This window comes from Devosia sp. Soil_C_22, from assembly GCF_057657195.1.
On record NZ_JBDGIY010000001.1, the window covers coordinates 2532111 to 2544759 of the forward strand.

Below are 12649 nucleotides of genomic sequence, written 5' to 3' on the forward strand. Positions count from 1 at the left end.
CCGCCTCAATCGCCGCCCGCTAGGCTCCGCCGCAATCCCGCGGAGCCCTCCATGCCTTCTCCCGAATTCGCCCTCGACATCACCGGTCTGAGGAAGAGCTTTGACCGCCCGGTGGTCATCGACCTCGAGCTGCAGGTTCGCTCCGGCGAGTTCTACGCCCTGCTCGGCCCCAACGGCGCCGGCAAGACCACCATCCTCCGCATGGTCGCGGGCCTGCTCAAGCCCGATGCCGGCAGCATCTCTGTCTGCGGCATCGACACGGCGGGAAACCCTGTCGCCGCCAAGCAGGTCGTCGCCTGGGTCTCCGACGAGCCCATGGTCTACGACCGGCTCACTCCCCTTGAATATCTCGAGTTCGTCGCCGGCCTCTGGCGCATCGAACCCCGCGCCGCCGAAACCCGCTCCAACGAGCTGATCGACTGGCTCGGCCTCCGCCCCCACGCCAACGAGCGCTGCGGCGGCTTCTCCAAGGGCATGCTGCAGAAGGTCGCCCTCGCCGGCGCGCTCGTGCACGACCCAAAACTCATCATCCTCGACGAGCCGCTCACCGGCCTCGACGCCGGCTCGGCCCGCCAGGTCAAGGACGTGCTGAAGCAGAAGGTGGCGTCCGGCGTCACCGTCATCATGACCACCCACATCCTCGAAGTCGCCGAGCGCATGGCCGAGCGGATCGGCGTCATCAATCACGGTCGCCTCGCCGCCGAAGGCACGCTCGCCGAACTGCGCGCCCGTATCGGCCGCGAGACCACGCTCGAGGAGATCTTCCTCGATCTCGTGGCCCAGAAGGAAGCCGACGCGGCGACGGAAGCCGCGGCATGAGTTTCGCGCCCGCCACCCTGCCCTGGTTCGCCGTGCACGAGCTCCGCCTCGCCTGGCGCGACTGGCTCGCCATGATGACCGCCGGCAAAAAAGTCCGCGGCATCATCCTCTTCGTCGTGCTCGGCCTGTTCTATCTCGGCCTCCACGCCCTTGCCGGCGCGCTCGTCGCCCCCTGGGCCGCCGCCGGCATCAACCCGGACAAGTCGACCCTCGTGGTCGTCACCGGCATGGGCCTGCTGTTCTGGACCGTGATGCTCAGCCAGGCGCTGGAATCGGTCACCCGCGCCTACTACACGCGCTCCGACCTCGACCTGATCCTGTCCTCGCCCGCGTCCTCGGCCCGCGTCTTCGCCGTGCGCACCGGCGCCACCGCGTTCGGCACCGTGCTGCTTGCCTGCCTCCTCGCCAGCCCCATCGTCAACGTGCTGACCATGCACGATGGTCCGCGCTGGCTCTCCGCCTATGCCGTACTGATGGGCCTCGGCGCACTTGCCGCTGCCATCGCGGTCGCCGTCACCATCGGCCTCTTCCGCGCCATCGGGCCCGCCCGCACCCGGCTCGTCGCCCAGATCATTGCCGGCATTGTCGGTGCCGGCTTCGTCATCGGCATCCAGGCCGCCGCCATCCTCGGCCTCGGCAGCCTCGACCGCTACGCCCTGCTGCAGTCGCCCCAGTTCGTCGCCGCCATGCCCGATCCCACCAGCCTGATGTGGCTGCCGGCCCGCGCCGCCATGGGCGATGTTCCCGATGCGCTGCTCGTCCTCGCCCTCGGCCTCGGCAGCCTCGCGCTGGTCATCCGGCTCACCTCGGCGAGCTTTGCCCAGCACGCCATCGCCGCCGCCGGCGTCGCCGCCACCCGCGTGCAGCAAAGCGCCACCACCCGCCCTTTCCGCACCACCAGCGCCCGCCAGGCCCTGCGCCTCAAGGAATGGAAGCTGCTCCGCCGCGACCCCTGGCTGCTCAGCCAGACACTGATGCAGATCCTCTATCTGTTTCCGCCGGCGCTCTTCCTCTGGGTCAGCTACGGCCAGTCGGCCGGTACCTATGTCGTCGTGATCCCGGTCATCGTCATGGCGGCCGGCCAGCTCGCGGGCGGCCTCGCCTGGCTCGCCATTTCCGGCGAGGACGCGCACGATCTCGTCGTTACCGCCCCGATCCATCCGCGTGCCGTGCTCACCGCCAAGATCGAGGCCGTGCTCACCGTCATCGCCCTGATCTTCGCGCCGGTCCTCGCGCTGCTCGGCATCGCCTCGGTCCAGCTTGCCGCCGTCACCGCCGCCTTCATCGTGCTGTCGACCGGCTCGGCCACCGCCATCCAGCTCTGGTTCCGCGTCCCCATGCGCCGCGCCATGTTCCGCCGTAGGCAAGTCGCCTCGCGCACCGCCACCATCTCGGAAGCCCTGAGCTCGATCATGTGGGCCGGCACCGCCGTGCTCGTCGCCGGTAACCAACTGGTTGCCGTTGTCCCGGCCGCCATCGCCATCATCGTGCTGGTCATCGCCTGGGCCATGAGCCCGAAAGGCAAGCGCGTGGTCTAGCGTTCGCTTTTCGGCGCCAGCCAGTAGCCGACCAGCCCAGCCACCGCCGCCAGCGCACCGACTGGCCCGAGCCAGGCCACACCCAGCCGCTCGAGCACGATGCCGCCGACCAGCGCGGAACCCGCCACGCCCATGTTGCCGAACGTCAGGTTCAACGCAGCGCTGAGCTGCATGGATTGCGGCGCCAGCGTCGCCAGCAGATGCAGTTGGGCCGGCGCCAGGCCCCAGGTGATGACGCCGTAGCACACCATGTAGGCGAGGAACGCGTAGACCCGGACGGCCTCGGGCAGCAGCGCCAGCATTGGCAGCCCCGCCAGCAAGACCACCCCGCTCCCGACGATGATCAGCGCCGTCGACCGGGCGCCGTAGCGATCGGACAGCCGCCCCGTGACCTGCGTTCCCAGCAGCGCCCCGAGCCCGAACATCAGCATCACCACCGGCATCAGTGCCCGGTCGAGCCCGATCAGCTCGGCCACCACCACCGCCAGGTAGTTGAAGAAGGTGAAGGCCCCGAGCACGCACAGCCCGTTGGCTACCAGCAAGGTCGGCACGCCCCTCACGCCCAGCACGCTCAACCGCTCGCGAAAACTGCGCCGGTCGCCGTGGATATCGCCGGGCAGGCGCCACCACATGATGAGCGCCGCGAGGATGCCGGCAACGCCCACCCCGAGATAGGCGACGCGCCAGCCGAACATGTTGGCCACCAGCGCCGCCAGCGGCACGCCGCCGAGCAGCGCGATGGTGCCGCCAAGCAACACCGTCGAGATCGCGCTGCCGCGCTTGCCCGGCGCTGCCAGCGCCACTGCCGTCGATTGCGCGGTCGAGGTGAATCCACCAGCCCCCAGCGCCAGCACTGTCCGCGCCCCCAGCAACATCACGAACAGCGGCACCAGTCCGAACAGCACCGCCATGATGCCGAACAACAGCTCGGCTCCCGCCACCACACTGCGCCGGTCGACGTGGCCGAGCAGCGTCGCCAGCACCGGGGTGCCGACCCCGTAGGCGATCGAATAGGCAAAAATCAGCCATCCGGCCTCGCCCAGCGTCACGCCCATCTCGGCGGCGATATCGGGCATGGCGATGACCACGAGGGAACTCTCGACGCTGCCGGCAAATGCCCCCAGCGCCAACCACAGCAGCCTCGTGTCCATCGGAAATTTTTCCCCTCGTACCAGATGGTTAGGAGGGGGCCCGGCCACCGTCAAGCGGCCGGGCGCTAGGTCTTTAGCCGAGCCTCGGCATCAGCACCGGCCGCGGCCGCGTCAGCCGGATCAGGACGAAGGCCAGCGCCGGGAATGCGGCAGCCACCAACCCCAGTTCGCCGATCGGCAGGTGCTCGAGCACATAGCCGCCGACCAGCGCGCCCAGCGCCGTGCCGAGATAGAGGAACGAGGCGTTGAGCGACAGCGCCAGCGGCGCCGAACTCGGTGACAGCGCCACGATCCGGCTGACCTGTGCCGGCACGAACATCCAGCCCACGATGCCCCACGCCACCATGAAGGCGAAATAGCCCGGCACGATCACCGCCTGCGGCAGCAACGGAAGCGCCCCGAGCAGCACGAGGAACATGACGTTCAGCACCGTCGCCAGCGTGACCGTGGCCTGCGGCCCGGCCCGGTCCGAAAGCTGCCCGCCCAGCGGATTGCCCAACGCCGCGCCAAGCCCATAGGCCAGCATCACGAAGGGCAGCAGCCCCGCATCCAGCCCCATCAGCTGCGTCGTCACCGGTCCAAGGTAGATGAACGCCGCGAATGGCCCGGCCATGTAGAGCAGGATCGTCAGCAGCGCCGGCACGAGGCCGGGCACCTTCAGCACGCCCAGCCGCTCGGTAATGCCGCGCCGGTCGCCGGCAATGCCGCTCGGCAGCATGAACCAGATCGCCGCCGCCGTAAGCACGCCGACCCCCGCGATGGCGAAATACGTGCCGCGCCACCCGGCAAGGCCCGACAGGAACGCCCCGATCGGCGCCCCCAGCGCCACCGCCATGGTCGTTCCGGCCACCACGGTCGAGACCGCCCGCGCCCGCCGCTCGGCCGGCGCCAGCGTCACCGCCGCCGCCTGCGCCGTCGCCGCGTAGAGCCCCGCCGAGGCCGCGATGATCAACCGCGCCACCAGCAGCATGGCATAACCCTGTGCGGTCGCCGCCAGCAGTGCGCCCACTGCGAACACCAGCGCCACCACTGCCAGCAGCGGCCGGCGGTCGAACTTCCCCGTCAGTGCCGACAGCAGCGGCGCGCCGATCGCGTAGGCGATGGCATAGGCGAAAACCAGATAACCGGCCTGCGTGATCGTCACGCCGCTATCGGCCGCGATGGCCGGCAGGAGCGTGGCGATGACGAAACCCTCGACGCCCACGGCGAATGTGCCGAGGGCGAGCCAGATGAGCCGCCTGTCCATGTCGTGATCCTTAGTTCAATGATTGTTGAACAAATGAACCTCGGAGTGGGCGACGTCAACCCCTAGTTCAATGATCGTTGAACTTATGGATGAGCTGGCATATCTGTTGCGCATGACCCAGCCCATCCACTCCAACCCGCTACCCCATCCCGACGCCGACCAGATCAGCCTGCCCAATGTGCTGGCGACCCTGGGTGACCAGACCCGCCTCGCCATCATCGGCACGCTCGCCCGCTGCGAGACCACGGGCCTCCTCTGCGGCCAGTTCACCGACCTCGCCGGTAAGACCGCGATCAGCTACCACGTCGCAAAACTCCGCGAGGCCGGCGTCGTCAACGTCACGCCCGAAGGCACCCGCCGCCGCGTCACCCTGCGTCGCACCGATCTCGACGCCCGCTTTCCCGGCTTCCTCGACTCGATCATCGGCAGTACCCGTCACCTCGCCGTGCCGGGACTGATCGAGGAAACCGAGTGACACTGACCTATCGCGACGCCACTGCCGACGATCTCGGCTTCATCGTCCGCCTCATCGTCGACGACAATGTCGTCGCCACCGACGACCGCCCCGACGAGCCGCACCACCCGCGCTATCTCGCCGCGCTCGCCGCCATCGACGCCGACCCCAACCAGCGCCTCCTCATCGCCGAGCGCGACGGCCAGTCCGTCGGCACTCTGCAACTGACCTTCATCCCCGGCATCAACCGCCTCGGCGAGTTCCGCTGCCTGATCGAAGCCGTCCACATCGCCCCCACCCATCGCAATCTGGGGCTGGGCAGCGAAATGATCCGCTGGGCCATCGCAGAGGCGCGCGAGAAGGGTTGCGGTATCGTACAGCTCACCTCCAACAAGAAGCGCCTCGACGCCCACCGCTTCTACGAGCGCCTGGGTTTTTCGAAGAGCCACGAGGGCTTCAAGCTGGCGCTCTGATCCGGGGCTCGTGGCTCCACCCCCTCCCGGCCTCCCCCATCAAGGGGGAGGTGAAGTGTGCCTGTGGCACGGACTTTGCCCCAAACACCGGCCCCACCTCCCCCTTGATGGGGGAGGCAAGCGAAGCTTGTGAGCCTTAGCGAACTAGCGCAGCTCGGAGGGGGTGGAGCCACACGCACCAAGATGGCAAGGGCGCGAGAAATTGCCCTACTCCACCGCCCCCAACCGCACCAGCACCTCGCCGGGAATCCCATATAGCGCGATCGCGTCCTTGTGGTTGCGCATCCCACAGGCCTCGCGCTGCACGAAATACTTCCACACCGCCCGCGCCGCGGCCTTGAGCACCACCACGCGTTCCTCGGCCGGCCCCTCGAACGCCCGCAGCGCCGCCATGGCCGCCTCGACCTGCCGACCGTGATGGCCGAGCGAGCTCGCCTTCTCGCTCATCACCTCGGTTTCGAGCGGCCCGAACCCGCTCGTGAGGCGCTGGCGCAGTTCGGCAATATCGAGAGCAGTGAGAGCCATGCGCGAAAGCTAAATCAACCCGCCCGCGCCGATCAACCCACCCTTCCCGGCAGGATGCGCGACCGATAGAAGCAACGCCATGACGCGTCCCCTGTCCCGCTCCGCCGCCACGTTCGTCGGCTTCATCGCCGTGCTGCTCTGGTCGCTCCTCGCCGTTTTCACCGCCGCGAGCGGCACCATGCCGGCCTTCCAGCTCACCGCCGTCACCTTCGCCATCGGCGGCCTGTCACTGCTGATCATCCGCCCCGGCGCGCTCAAAGCCATGCGCCAGCCGCTACCGGTCTGGCTGCTCGGCGTCGGCGGCCTCTTCGGCTATCACTTCTGCTACTTCTTCGCGCTCAGGAACGCCCCACCCGTCGAAGCCGGCCTCATCAACTATCTCTGGCCGCTGCTGATCGTCGTCTTCTCCGCCCTGCTGCCCGGCGAAAAACTCAAGTGGCAGCACATTGCCGGCTGCGCCCTGGCGCTCACCGGCGCCGTCCTCGTCGTCACGCGTGGCGAGGGCTTCGGCTTCGATCCGCAGTTCACCCTCGGCTACAGCGCCGCACTCGTCGCCGCTCTGGCCTGGTCCAGCTATTCCGTACTGTCGCGGCGCTTCGCCCATGTGCCCAGCGACGCCATCGCCGGCTTCTGCCTCGCCACGGCCATCCTCGCCGCCATCTGCCACCTGCTGCTCGAGCAGACCGTCTGGCCGGCCAACCCCTGGCAATGGGCCGCCGTAATCGGCCTGGGCCTCGGCCCGGTCGGGCTCGCCTTCTACGTCTGGGACATCGGGGTGAAGCGCGGCGACATCCAGGTCCTCGGCGCCGCCTCCTATTCCGCCCCCCTGCTCTCGACCCTGATCCTCATCCTCACCGGCTACGCCCAGTACAGCCACGCGATCCTCATCGCCTGCCTGCTGATCACCGCCGGCGCGGTCGTCGCGGCAAAGGACCTGCTCTTCCGTCGCAACATGGCACCTTGACCCCACCCCCACCCCACCCCCATATAGCGCTGTACGGAGGTGATCCATGGCCAAGGTCAGGATTCAGGACGACGCCATCTGGGTGAAGCACATCGAGGGCGATCAGCGCCTGGGCGACCGCATCGCAAAACTGCCAGCAGGACAGATTATCGATCTTGAGATCGACGGCATCGTCGGCCGCTGGCAGAAGATGCGCGACGGGCGGGATGGCCGGCCGACATCAGGCATAAAGCCGATCGAGGCGATGCGCGATGTATGGGCGCGCCTCCGGCGCGAGACGGGCCGCGTCGTTGACATTCGCGAGGTAAGGACGGCGGACAGTTACCTGGCGATGGTGGAATCGACGCTGTCGGAATGGGACTCACCCGAGGACGAGGCGGCCTATCGTGATCTGCCAGTTCGGTGATGTCGTAGTCGTCCTGTTCCCGTTCACCGACCTCAATGTCGCCAAGCCGCGACCGGCGGTTGCCTTGTCGTCAGAAGCATTCAGCACCCAACACGGCCAAACGATCTTCGCAATGGTGACGACTGGCGCAGGATCCAACTGGCCAACGGATGTTGCCATCGGCGATCTGCCTTCAGCTGGCCTGCGACACCCCTCCGTTGTCAGGTGGAAGCTGTTCACCCTGGTCAACGGGCAGATCGCGACCAGGATCGGGCGCCTCGCCAAATCCGACCGAGACGCCGTGGCCTCGGCCGGCCGCATAGTTTTGCTCGCCTAGCCCGGCACCAGCTCGATATTGGCGTGCTCGCCGATGATCTGCAGCAACATCTCGAAATAGGTCGGCCCGCAGCCGGCCTCGAGGTCTTCCAGTTCACGCCCGATCCGAGCCACGTCGTAGCGGTCCGGCTGGTCCAGCTTGTTGCGCAGGAACTCCCGCGTCAGCTCGTGACCTAGATCCGCCCGGTTCTTCTCGAACTGCCTCCAGATCAGCGTAACCGGATCGTTACCCTTTATCGCACCGAACCCGCCGTAGAGCAGGTCGCTGAACGCATCGAGGCTTTGCCCGAGCGTCCAGCCTTCACCTGCCATGAACACCCGGTTGATCTCGTCATAGAAGGACGGGATGTCGTGGATGTTGCCGCCCTCGATCGTGAGGGTGATGGCCGCCATTGCCTAGAACAGGAACGCCGCCGTCGCCGGATCGGCCCCGACGCGGCCGCCGGCCCCCTGGTCCAGCCGCAGGATCCGGTCGCGGTCCTCGGCGTCCAGTTCGAAGTCGAACACGGCAAAGTTCTCGGCCATGCGCTCCTTGTGCGTGGTCTTGGGGATCACGATCAGCCCCTCCTGCAGGTGCCAGCGGATGATCACCTGAGCGATCGATTTGCCGTGCTTCTTGGCGATCTCGCCCACCACCTTGTCGTCGAGCATGCGGCCTGAGCCGAGCGGGCTCCAGCTTTCGATGACGATGCCGTGCTGGCGGTGAAAGTCGCGCTTGTCGCGCTGCTGCATGCGCGGATGCAGTTCGATCTGGTTCACCACCGGCGTCTCGCCGGTCTCCCCGATGATGCGCTCGAGGTGATCCTGGTTGAAGTTCGACACGCCGATCGAGCGGATCCGCCCCTGCGTCTTCAGTTCCACCAGCGTCTTCCACGCCTCGACATACTTGTCCTGGCTGGGGATCGGCCAGTGGATCAGGAACAGGTCGAGCTGCTCGAGCCCCAGCGCCTTCATCGTCGCATCGAAGCTCGAAAGCGCCAGGTCGCGCGCATGCCCGCCATTGCGCAGCTTGGACGTGATGAACAGCTCGCTGCGCGGCACCTCGGCCTGCTTGATCGCCTCGCCGACGCCTTCCTCGTTGCGATAGCCCTCGGCCGTATCGATCGATCGGTAACCGACCGATATCGCATCCGACACGACGCGCGCGGTGATCGCGGGATCGACCTGCCACACCCCGAGCCCGAGCTGCGGGATGGAATTGCCGTCGCGCAGTTTGATCGTTGGGACCGTCGCCATGTGCTGACTCCTTGCAAGAAAAGCAGAGCGCCGGCATCGGCGTGATGCGGAGGCCGGCGGAAGTGTGAGGTTCGTGCGGCGCCTCGACGCGCCGCGAAGGGGAGGTACGGCGCTATCGTGCAGACCCGAGGCTGCATCGTCAATAGACGATACATCGGCTATCCGTCGCACGCCCACGATCATCGAACGACCGGTTGACACGCCCCCACCATCAATCGAAATTTATGTAAGTGGAATGCAGTATGCGCCGGACTTGGGGGCCGCACCGCAATGCTGAGCCAGCCGACCGACGGCATGGGGCATCGCCTCAATAGCTGGAAAGAGATCGCCGCCTATTTCGGCAAGGACGAGCGCACCGTAAAGCGCTGGGAAGTCGCGCGCGGCCTGCCCGTGCGTCGCGTTCCCGGCGGCACCCGCACATCCGTCTTTGCCTATGCCGGCGAGCTCGATGCCTGGCTGAGCGCCCCGCGCCAACCGGTCGCCAACGCCATCGATCCCGCAACGCCGCCTGCTCCGGCAGCGCGATCCAGTTGGCGCTTTCTTGCCGCGGCCGTTGTCGCGGCCGCCATCGGCGCCGCTGCCTTGGGTTATGTGAGCGGCCGTTTCCCTGCGCCCGCCTCGGCTGTATCGATTCCGGCCGAGGCCCAGGCGCTCTACGATCAGGCGGTGATCGCCTGGTCGGACCGTACCGCCGAGGGCTTCCGGAACGCCATCGAGAAGTTCGAGGCGGTCATTGCCATTGCCCCCGATTTCGCGCCGGCCCATGCCGGCCTCGCCAATGTCTACAATCTCGTCAGCCAGTACACGCCGACGCCCCCCGCCGAGGCTTACGCCAACGGCAAGCGCGAAGCCGAGCGCGCCATCGCGCTCGATCCCAACTCGGCGGAAGCCTACGCCGCCCTCGCCTTCAACGCCTTCTACGGCAGCCGCGAGTTCCAGCGCGCCTTCGACCTGTTCGAGAAATCCCTGTCGCTGGCGCCGGACCGCCCGCAGGCCCTGCACTGGTACGCCCTCACCTCCATGCAGACCGGCAAGCTCGAGCGCCCACGCGAGCTGATCGATCGCGCCCTCGCCCTCAATCCCGAAGCGCGCTCGGTGCGGGCCAATGCCGCGCTCATCCACTACTATGCCGGCGATACCGAGCAGGCCATTTCAGCGCTCGAGCAGATGCGCCAGGCGAACCCCGACTATCTCGCCGTGCCGGCCTATCTCGCCACCATGTATCTCGACCAGCACCGCTACGCCGATTTCATCCGTAGCTACGAGACCGCCGCCCGCATCGAGGGCCGCGCCGGCCGTCTCGCCGTCGCCCGCGCCGCCCGCGAGGCCCTGCCCCAAGGCAGCCGCGCCATGCTCGAGGCTATGCTGGCCGAGCAGCTGCGCCAGTTCGAGGCCGGTGCGGAGCTTGCCTACAAGGTCGCCGCGACGGCCAATCTCCTCGGCCAGACAGACCTCGCGCTCACCTACATCGCAACCTCGATCGAGCGCCAGGAGACCCTCGGCTTTCTCATCGAACCCGAGTTCCGCAGTCTGCGCGGCGACCCGCGCTTCGAGGCGCTGGTCGCGCGGCTCGGTTTGCCCAATACCTAGCCCCCGGGCGTCGACAGCAACACGATCGTCTGCCCGAAGTCGCCATGCTTGCGCGCTCGTCGTGGCATCGTCGTCGGCGAAGCGCTATACTGCAGCTATGGCGGACAGTGTTACCAAGCCCCGCACGCGCACCAGGCCCAAAGTGGCCCGGCCGCCGCTGCACAAGGTCATCCTGCTCAACGACGATTTCACGCCGCGCGATTTCGTCGTGCGCGTGCTCAAGGCCGAGTTTCGCACCACGGACGACCAGGCCCACCACATCATGATCACCGCCCACACCAAGGGCGCCTGCGTGGTGGCTGTCTTCACCAGGGAGGTCGCCGAAACGAAGGCGACGCGAGCCACCGAGATGGCCCGCAATGAAGGCTACCCGCTGATGTTCACCACCGAGCCGGAAGAGTAACTGCCCGGCTACGCGATGAACGATATGCCCATCGCGAGGAAGATCAGCATCAGCACGATGCCCACCAGCATGATGGCGAACACGATCTTGGCCAGCGTCGCGGCGCCCGCCGCGATCCCGGTAAACCCGAGCGCGCCGGCGATCAGCGCGATGACGATGAGGATGATGAGCAGGTTCAGCATATGCAGCTCTCCGGCTGTTTCGCTGTCCTAACGGCGCTCACGCACCGGCGGTTCCTGGCAACCGCTTGAAGCGCCTCGCATCTGGCCGTTCAGCCTGGCTTCAGTTTTTCGTTGGCAAATCTGCGCGAGCCCCTCCCCGGAACCCCACGCGCCGCGCTACCGTTGCGTCCGCCAGCTGGAGAAAAACATGCTCAACCTAAAGGCCCTCGCCTTCGCCGCCCTGCTCGTCCTGCCCGCGACCGCCGCGGCAACGGCTGGCCCTGCCGAGAATGAACTGCTGGCCAGGTATGCCGGAGAATGGCGTGGCAGCGGCCAGGTCACCGGCCCCGATCCGGGCACGGTCGTCTGCCGCATCACCTTCCGCGCCACCGAGTCCGGCCGCCTCACCTATTCGGGCCGCTGCTCCTACAGCGGTCAGGGCGCTGCGAGCTTCCGCGGCGCCGTCGCCTACAACGATGCCGCCAAACGCTTCGAAGCCGCCTCGTCCGCCCAGGGCGCCTCGATGACCAGCGTCGGCCGCCGCTCGGGAAACTCGATCGTGTTTGCCTCCGAAGGCATGGAAACCCGCTACGGCACGGTGTCCTCGACACTCACGCTGGGCGGCAACGCGATCAAGATGGCGTTCAAGCTCGTCGACGACGGCGAGACCACCGCCTCGTCCATCACCCTGCAGAAGCGCAAGTAGCCTCGGCTACGCCTCTGCCTTCGCATATCTCAGCTTCGCCCGCTCCCTGGCGCGGGCGATGAACACCTCGCGGTCGCGCTTCGGCGCGTCCGTTTCGAGTTCCTTGAGCAGCCGCTTCACCACCTTCTCGATGTCGTCCACCGCCGCATAGAACGCGGTCTCGTTGGCCTTGGACGGGTGCGTATAGCCCGAAATCTTGCGCACGAACTGCAGCGCGGCATCCCGCATCTCATTCTTGGAGGCCGGCGGCTCGAAGTTGAACAGCGGCTTGATGTTGCGGCACATGGCGGGCTCCTTCCGTTGCCCGAAACTTGGCACCCGCGAGCGCTGTCTTCAACCGCCGCAAAGAATTTTGCGATCGCGTGTCGATCCATCCCTCCCTCGCTCGTCGCGATGTCGAAGCCCCATGACGGCGCTTCGCAATGGAGGAAGAAATGACCCTGCTGTTCGCCGATCACGAAGCCCAACTCCGCCGCCCGAACCCGGTCGCGGTCTCGGTCCGCGCCCTCGCCCGCGGCTTTGCCGCGTGGCGCGCCCAGCGCGCCCGCCGTATCGCGATGCTCAGCCTGATGGATCTCGAGCCCCACCGTCTCGACGACCTCGGCATCACCGTGGAAGCCGTCCGCGACGCCATCGATGCCCGCTGATCCGGCGCGGGCCGG

The 12649-nt window shown here is 67.3% G+C and carries 18 protein-coding genes; 11 read left to right on the top strand and 7 right to left on the bottom strand.

What is annotated here, in order from left to right; genetic code table 11:
- Positions 1 to 51 precede the first annotated feature (51 nt).
- A complete protein-coding gene (locus tag AC3A6I_RS12265; protein ID WP_487543997.1) occupies positions 52 to 819 on the top strand; it encodes an ABC transporter ATP-binding protein in 768 nt (255 codons plus the stop codon).
- Complete coding sequence (locus AC3A6I_RS12270; RefSeq protein WP_487543998.1) at positions 816 to 2357, top strand: permease; 1542 nt, start codon at positions 816 to 818, stop codon at positions 2355 to 2357. Before AC3A6I_RS12265 ends, AC3A6I_RS12270 begins: the two co-directional genes overlap by 4 nt.
- Here AC3A6I_RS12270 and AC3A6I_RS12275 read toward each other — a convergent pair.
- Together AC3A6I_RS12275 and AC3A6I_RS12280 are read right to left on the bottom strand one after the other, a co-directional pair.
- Positions 2354 to 3508 (bottom strand): MFS transporter, encoded by a 1155-nt coding sequence (locus AC3A6I_RS12275; protein WP_487543999.1) that lies wholly within the window; start codon positions 3506 to 3508, stop codon positions 2354 to 2356. The genes AC3A6I_RS12270 and AC3A6I_RS12275 overlap by 4 nt on opposite strands.
- Positions 3509 to 3581: 73 nt before the next feature.
- Positions 3582 to 4754 (bottom strand): MFS transporter, encoded by a 1173-nt coding sequence (locus AC3A6I_RS12280; RefSeq protein ID WP_487544000.1) that lies wholly within the window; start codon positions 4752 to 4754, stop codon positions 3582 to 3584.
- An 85-nt stretch (positions 4755 to 4839) separates the two neighbouring features.
- On the opposite strand from AC3A6I_RS12280, the gene AC3A6I_RS12285 reads away from it, so the two are divergent.
- Positions 4840 to 5229 carry an ArsR/SmtB family transcription factor gene (locus AC3A6I_RS12285; protein WP_487544001.1) on the top strand — a complete coding sequence of 130 codons (390 nt, stop codon included), beginning with the start codon at positions 4840 to 4842 and terminating at the stop codon, positions 5227 to 5229.
- Positions 5226 to 5681: a GNAT family N-acetyltransferase gene (locus AC3A6I_RS12290; protein ID WP_487544002.1), complete on the top strand. Its 456-nt coding sequence runs from the start codon at positions 5226 to 5228 to the stop codon at positions 5679 to 5681. The genes AC3A6I_RS12285 and AC3A6I_RS12290 overlap by 4 nt, the downstream gene beginning before the upstream one ends.
- A gap of 207 nt (positions 5682 to 5888) precedes the next feature.
- On the opposite strand, the gene AC3A6I_RS12295 is transcribed toward AC3A6I_RS12290, so the two are convergent.
- Complete coding sequence (locus AC3A6I_RS12295) at positions 5889 to 6206, bottom strand: DUF6665 family protein (protein WP_487544003.1); 318 nt, start codon at positions 6204 to 6206, stop codon at positions 5889 to 5891.
- A 79-nt stretch (positions 6207 to 6285) separates the two neighbouring features.
- Between AC3A6I_RS12295 and yddG the strand changes: the two genes are divergently transcribed.
- The 3 genes from yddG to AC3A6I_RS12310 are packed head-to-tail and all read left to right on the top strand — an operon-like array spanning position 6286 to position 7892.
- On the top strand, positions 6286 to 7170 hold the full coding sequence (gene yddG / locus AC3A6I_RS12300; RefSeq protein ID WP_487544004.1) for an aromatic amino acid exporter YddG: 885 nt from the start codon (positions 6286 to 6288) through the stop codon (positions 7168 to 7170).
- Between the two features lie 46 nt (positions 7171 to 7216).
- A complete protein-coding gene (locus AC3A6I_RS12305; RefSeq protein WP_487544005.1) occupies positions 7217 to 7576 on the top strand; it encodes a hypothetical protein in 360 nt (119 codons plus the stop codon).
- Positions 7557 to 7892, top strand: a complete 336-nt coding sequence (locus AC3A6I_RS12310) for a type II toxin-antitoxin system PemK/MazF family toxin (RefSeq protein ID WP_487544006.1) — start codon at positions 7557 to 7559, stop codon at positions 7890 to 7892. Before AC3A6I_RS12305 ends, AC3A6I_RS12310 begins: the two co-directional genes overlap by 20 nt.
- On the opposite strand, the gene AC3A6I_RS12315 is transcribed toward AC3A6I_RS12310, so the two are convergent.
- Together AC3A6I_RS12315 and AC3A6I_RS12320 are read right to left on the bottom strand one after the other, a co-directional pair.
- Positions 7889 to 8284: a barstar family protein gene (locus AC3A6I_RS12315; protein WP_487544007.1), complete on the bottom strand. Its 396-nt coding sequence runs from the start codon at positions 8282 to 8284 to the stop codon at positions 7889 to 7891. The genes AC3A6I_RS12310 and AC3A6I_RS12315 overlap by 4 nt on opposite strands.
- Positions 8285 to 8287: 3 nt before the next feature.
- On the bottom strand, positions 8288 to 9127 hold the full coding sequence (locus AC3A6I_RS12320; protein ID WP_487544008.1) for an aldo/keto reductase: 840 nt from the start codon (positions 9125 to 9127) through the stop codon (positions 8288 to 8290).
- 270 nt (positions 9128 to 9397) lie between these two features.
- On the opposite strand from AC3A6I_RS12320, the gene AC3A6I_RS12325 reads away from it, so the two are divergent.
- Together AC3A6I_RS12325 and clpS are read left to right on the top strand one after the other, a co-directional pair.
- Entirely contained in the window at positions 9398 to 10717 is a 1320-nt protein-coding gene (locus AC3A6I_RS12325; protein WP_487544009.1) for a tetratricopeptide repeat protein, read from the top strand.
- Between the two features lie 97 nt (positions 10718 to 10814).
- Positions 10815 to 11120: an ATP-dependent Clp protease adapter ClpS gene (gene clpS / locus AC3A6I_RS12330; RefSeq protein WP_487544010.1), complete on the top strand. Its 306-nt coding sequence runs from the start codon at positions 10815 to 10817 to the stop codon at positions 11118 to 11120.
- 8 nt (positions 11121 to 11128) lie between these two features.
- Here the strand turns inward: clpS and AC3A6I_RS12335 are convergent, their stop codons facing one another.
- On the bottom strand, positions 11129 to 11302 hold the full coding sequence (locus AC3A6I_RS12335) for a DUF1328 family protein (RefSeq protein WP_487544011.1): 174 nt from the start codon (positions 11300 to 11302) through the stop codon (positions 11129 to 11131).
- Between the two features lie 187 nt (positions 11303 to 11489).
- Between AC3A6I_RS12335 and AC3A6I_RS12340 the strand changes: the two genes are divergently transcribed.
- Positions 11490 to 11987, top strand: a complete 498-nt coding sequence (locus tag AC3A6I_RS12340) for a hypothetical protein (RefSeq protein WP_487544012.1) — start codon at positions 11490 to 11492, stop codon at positions 11985 to 11987.
- Between the two features lie 6 nt (positions 11988 to 11993).
- Here the strand turns inward: AC3A6I_RS12340 and AC3A6I_RS12345 are convergent, their stop codons facing one another.
- Positions 11994 to 12272, bottom strand: coding sequence for a DUF2277 domain-containing protein (locus AC3A6I_RS12345; RefSeq protein ID WP_487544013.1), 279 nt, complete (start codon positions 12270 to 12272; stop codon positions 11994 to 11996).
- A gap of 149 nt (positions 12273 to 12421) precedes the next feature.
- Here AC3A6I_RS12345 and AC3A6I_RS12350 point away from each other — a divergent pair, with 149 nt between their 5' ends.
- On the top strand, positions 12422 to 12634 hold the full coding sequence (locus tag AC3A6I_RS12350) for a YjiS-like domain-containing protein (protein WP_487544014.1): 213 nt from the start codon (positions 12422 to 12424) through the stop codon (positions 12632 to 12634).
- The last annotated feature ends 15 nt before the right edge of the window (positions 12635 to 12649 follow it).

Bases quoted from the DNA above. Each gene is read 5' to 3' on its own strand.
- AC3A6I_RS12265 (WP_487543997.1), top strand. From the start codon at position 52: ATGCCTTCTCCCGAATTCGCCCTCGACATCACCGGTCTGAGGAAGAGC.
- AC3A6I_RS12270 (WP_487543998.1), top strand. From the start codon at position 816: ATGAGTTTCGCGCCCGCCACCCTGCCCTGGTTCGCCGTGCACGAGCTC.
- AC3A6I_RS12275 (WP_487543999.1), bottom strand. From the start codon at position 3,508: ATGGACACGAGGCTGCTGTGGTTGGCGCTGGGGGCATTTGCCGGCAGC.
- AC3A6I_RS12280 (WP_487544000.1), bottom strand. From the start codon at position 4,754: ATGGACAGGCGGCTCATCTGGCTCGCCCTCGGCACATTCGCCGTGGGC.
- AC3A6I_RS12285 (WP_487544001.1), top strand. From the start codon at position 4,840: ATGGATGAGCTGGCATATCTGTTGCGCATGACCCAGCCCATCCACTCC.
- AC3A6I_RS12295 (WP_487544003.1), bottom strand. From the start codon at position 6,206: ATGGCTCTCACTGCTCTCGATATTGCCGAACTGCGCCAGCGCCTCACG.
- yddG (WP_487544004.1), top strand. From the start codon at position 6,286: ATGACGCGTCCCCTGTCCCGCTCCGCCGCCACGTTCGTCGGCTTCATC.
- AC3A6I_RS12305 (WP_487544005.1), top strand. From the start codon at position 7,217: ATGGCCAAGGTCAGGATTCAGGACGACGCCATCTGGGTGAAGCACATC.
- AC3A6I_RS12315 (WP_487544007.1), bottom strand. From the start codon at position 8,284: ATGGCGGCCATCACCCTCACGATCGAGGGCGGCAACATCCACGACATC.
- AC3A6I_RS12320 (WP_487544008.1), bottom strand. From the start codon at position 9,127: ATGGCGACGGTCCCAACGATCAAACTGCGCGACGGCAATTCCATCCCG.
- AC3A6I_RS12325 (WP_487544009.1), top strand. From the start codon at position 9,398: ATGCTGAGCCAGCCGACCGACGGCATGGGGCATCGCCTCAATAGCTGG.
- clpS (WP_487544010.1), top strand. From the start codon at position 10,815: ATGGCGGACAGTGTTACCAAGCCCCGCACGCGCACCAGGCCCAAAGTG.
- AC3A6I_RS12335 (WP_487544011.1), bottom strand. From the start codon at position 11,302: ATGCTGAACCTGCTCATCATCCTCATCGTCATCGCGCTGATCGCCGGC.
- AC3A6I_RS12340 (WP_487544012.1), top strand. From the start codon at position 11,490: ATGCTCAACCTAAAGGCCCTCGCCTTCGCCGCCCTGCTCGTCCTGCCC.
- AC3A6I_RS12345 (WP_487544013.1), bottom strand. From the start codon at position 12,272: ATGTGCCGCAACATCAAGCCGCTGTTCAACTTCGAGCCGCCGGCCTCC.
- AC3A6I_RS12350 (WP_487544014.1), top strand. From the start codon at position 12,422: ATGACCCTGCTGTTCGCCGATCACGAAGCCCAACTCCGCCGCCCGAAC.